Source organism: Mesorhizobium sp. M4A.F.Ca.ET.022.05.2.1 (genome assembly GCF_003998845.1).
Classification (GTDB): domain Bacteria; phylum Pseudomonadota; class Alphaproteobacteria; order Rhizobiales; family Rhizobiaceae; genus Mesorhizobium.
This window is the reverse complement of record NZ_RZOJ01000551.1, coordinates 1-3,225: the sequence shown is the minus strand read 5'-3', so window position 1 is coordinate 3,225 and position 3,225 is coordinate 1. Positions and strand designations below refer to the sequence as shown.

The 3,225-nt window shown below is 64.1% G+C and carries 3 protein-coding genes and 1 pseudogene; 3 read left to right on the top strand and 1 reads right to left on the bottom strand.

Features of this window, described 5'->3' with window-relative positions:
* A pseudogene (locus EN745_RS32475) lies at nucleotides 1-232 on the bottom strand (hypothetical protein); the annotation flags it as partial.
* 387 nt (nucleotides 233-619) lie between these two features.
* Here EN745_RS32475 and EN745_RS32470 point away from each other — a divergent pair.
* From EN745_RS32470 to EN745_RS32460, 3 genes are all read left to right on the top strand, one after another.
* Complete coding sequence (locus EN745_RS32470; protein WP_127423139.1) at nucleotides 620-2,284, top strand: Na/Pi cotransporter family protein; 1,665 nt, start codon at nucleotides 620-622, stop codon at nucleotides 2,282-2,284.
* A gap of 117 nt (nucleotides 2,285-2,401) precedes the next feature.
* Complete coding sequence (locus EN745_RS32465; RefSeq protein WP_127393206.1) at nucleotides 2,402-2,641, top strand: DUF2061 domain-containing protein; 240 nt, start codon at nucleotides 2,402-2,404, stop codon at nucleotides 2,639-2,641.
* A gap of 100 nt (nucleotides 2,642-2,741) precedes the next feature.
* The coding region (locus EN745_RS32460) for an MFS transporter (protein WP_145992264.1) at nucleotides 2,742-3,225 on the top strand (484 nt) is incomplete at its 3' end.

Below are 3,225 nucleotides of genomic sequence, written 5' to 3'. Positions count from 1 at the left end.
GCTGGTGCCGCTTCCAGCTGGAATACTTCTGGCCGTTGCGCCAATGGCTGCGCTTCACCACGACCTTCTTCTAGACGACGCGCTTCCTCACGTCGATGTGCTTGCCGGGCTGTTGCCAGTCGACCTGGTTGTAGTTCGCCTGCGGCGCGATCGGCGCATTGAGCGGCGCGGCCTGGCCCGACGTGACGGCCAGCATCGAGGCGGCGACGGCGGAAAGAACGAGGCGTTTCATGGCGGTACTCCTTGGTTGTCGATGCGCAAGCGATAGGGTGCCGGCGATGAACCGAAACTGAACAGTAGAATCACAATTATGTAATGATTTCCTATATTTAGGATATCTAATTCAACAGCATCGTCAGATAGGCGTCTGATGGGCGCGCAAGCGCCGGACGGCATGGCGCCATCGGCGCCGGTGGGCGATGCAACCAAATCGCCGTCCATCCATTTCCGACACGCCCCGTCGTGCGCCAGCCGTCGCCAGAGAGCCAAAATCTATTATCCGGCTAAAGTAAATAGGCGTATTCTCGGTTTCTGAAATGTCCATGATTCGCACCCTCTTTTGCCTCGTCGACGGTTCGGCTCGCGCGCAGCGCGCGCCCGTCGGGTCGCGAGATCGCGCATGAGCGGTTCCGTCGTCCTTCTGCATCTTGCCGGCGCCGTGGCGCTGATGCTGTTCGCCACCCGCATGGTCAAGACGGGCGTCGAGCGCGCCTATGGCGATGCGCTGCGCCATCGGCTGCGCGCCACCATGCGCAATCCGCTGATGGCGGTTCTCGCCGGCTGCGGCCTGTCGGTCGCACTGCAGAGCTCCACGGCCGTGACCTTGCTGGTCGGCTCCTTCGCCGGCGCCGGCATCGTTTCCGGCATGTCCGGCCAATTGGCGGTGCGCGGCGCCGAGATCGGCTCGGCGCTGGTGGTCAAGCTCCTCACCTTCGACCTGTCGCTGCTGGTGCCGGTGTGCCTGGTCGCCGGCACCGTGATGTTCATGGCCACCGAGCGGCGCGACTGGCGCCAGTTCGGCCGCATCCTGGTCGGCATCGGCCTCTTGCTTCTGTCGCTAGAGATGATCGGCCAGGCGTCGGAGCCGTTGCGCCAGAGCACGCTGATGCCGATGATCGTCAACTATTTCTCCGGCGATTTCGTCACCGCCTACCTGCTCGCCGCGCTGGTCACCTGGCTGTTCCATTCCTCGATCGCGGCGGTGCTGCTGCTGGTGACGCTGGCTGGCCGCGGCTTCATCCCGCCCGAGCTCGGCATCGTGCTGGTGCTCGGCGTCAATCTCGGCTCCTCGATCATCGCGCCGCTGCTCACCCGCAACGCCGAGCCTGGCGTGCGCGTCGTGCCGATCGGCAATCTGCTGATGCGCGGCATGGGCTCGCTGGTCATGCTGATCCTGTTCATGACGCTGAAGCCGCCGGTCGGCTTCCTCGGCGCCAGCGTGCCTGACCAGATCGTCAACGCCCACATCCTTTTCAATGTGATCATCCTGCTCGCCGGCCTGCCGCTCGCCAGCCTCGTCTACCGCGCCTCGGAGAAGATCGTGGCGCTCGGCGCCAAGCCGGAGCAGGCATCGGCGCTCGACATCGTCGAACTGTCGGCGCTCAACGAAAGCGCGCTTGATACGCCGAGCCAGGCGCTGGCCAACGCCACCCGCGAGGTGGTGCGGGTCTGCGAGACCGTCGAGATCATGCTGAAGCGCATCATCGAGCTCTATGAGAGCGCCGACGGCGACAAGATCAAGGCGCTGGCCGCGCTCGACGATCGCGTCGACAAGAAGCACGCGGCGATAAAGCTCTATCTGGCCAAGGTTACCAAAAACCCGCTCAGCGAGGACGAAGCGCTGCGCTGCCAGGAATTGATCGGCGCCTGCGTCAAGCTGGAGCAGGTCGGCGACATCATCGTGCGCAACATGCTGGTGCATGTCAGGAAGAAGCTAGAACGCGGGCTGGAGTTCACGCCCGAAGGCTGGCGCGAGCTCAGCGCCTTCCATGCCTCGGTGCTCGCCAATGCGCGCCTTGCCTTCAACGTACTGGTCTCGCGCGACGCCGAGGCCGCCCGCCAACTGGTGCTGGAAAAGGACCGGCTGCGCGACCGCGAGAAGGAAACTAGCGCCAGCCATTTCGTGCGGCTGCGCGACGGCACCGCCAAGAGCGTCGAGACCAGCTCCATCCATCTCGACACCATCCGCGACCTGAAGCAGATCAACTCGCTGCTCGCCTCCATGGCCTATCCGGTGCTGGAGGAGCGCGGTCTGCTCGGCGGTTCGAGGTTGAAGGCCAGCTAGGGGCTGGGCCATACCGGGTGCGGCGACATCACCTCGGTCCCACGAGAATTTGCCTTTGCTCATCCTCTCGTCGTTCGGCTAAGGATCGTGTGAGGTCTACTGGGAGGATGATCGGCGATGGACACCCATTCACGCAGCTTCGCCAAGGCGCTTTCCTGGCGCGCCACCGGCACCATCGACACGATGATCATCTCGCTGGTGGTAACGGGCAGCGTCAAGCTGGCCGCCGCCATCGGCGCCACCGAGGTCGTCACCAAGTCATTGCTCTACTATCTCCATGAACGGGCATGGCTGAAAATCCCTTACGGCAGGAAGACGGCCTTCCTGGCCCCATCGGCAGCTGACCGACCGGATTGAGCCACTCAAGAAAAGCTAAAGCAGCATCGACATTTTCTGCATTGCCGGCGGCGCTTATCCGTGGTTTGAGGCCTGCTCATCCGGGATCGCTTGCCGCGCTATGCTTCCGCTCATTGCCCTGTTCATCGCCGCCTTTGCCTTCGGCACCACCGAATTCGTCATCGCCGGCGTGCTGCCGCAGGTCGCCGGCGGCCTCGGCGTTTCCATTCCTACTGCCGGTTACCTGGTCTCCGGCTATGCCTGCGGCATTGCCGTTGGCGGTCCGCTGCTGGCGCTCGCCACCAAAGGGATCTCGCGCAAGACCCTGCTCATAGGCCTCGCCATCGCCTTCACCATCGGCCAGGCGGCTTGCGCGCTGGCGCCTGACTTCACCTCGATGCTGCTTTTGCGCATTGCAGTCGCCGTGGCGCACGGCGCCTATTTCGGCGTCGCCATGGTGGTTGCCGTCGGCCTCGTGCCGGAAGACAAGCGCGGCATGGCGGTGGCGGTCATCCTGTCCGGCCTCACCGTTTCCAACGTCATCGGCGTGCCGGCCGGAACCGCGATCGGCAATCTCTGGGGCTGGCGCGCCACCTTCTGGGTGA